Origin of the sequence: Mesorhizobium sp. M1A.T.Ca.IN.004.03.1.1 (assembly GCF_003997555.1) — a bacterium.
Taxonomy (GTDB): Bacteria; Pseudomonadota; Alphaproteobacteria; order Rhizobiales; family Rhizobiaceae; genus Mesorhizobium.
Genome location: NZ_RZTV01000665.1, coordinates 1 through 255, shown reverse-complemented (window position 1 = coordinate 255; position 255 = coordinate 1). Strand labels below are relative to the sequence as shown.

Here is a 255-nt window from a genome sequence, read left to right as displayed (position 1 = left end):
GGGATCAACAACGCCCGCTAGTCCAAGCCATCAAAGCCCTGCCGGCAATCGTGCCGGCGGGGACACCGTCCGCAACAATGCTCGGCAATAGCGAGCTTGGTCCCATGTCGCTCAAAAACAAATTGGACCTATGGCTGCCGCGGCTCGTCCTGTCGCCCAGCCTGCTGGCCGTTCTGATTGCCGTCTATCTCTTCATAGTCTGGACGGCCTGGATCTCGCTATCTTCGTCCCAGATGGTCCCGAAGTTCGACTTCG

1 pseudogene is annotated in these 255 nt (G+C 59.2%); it reads left to right on the top strand.

From position 1 onward, the window contains the following. A pseudogene (locus EOD29_RS36730) lies at positions 1-255 on the top strand (hypothetical protein); the annotation flags it as partial.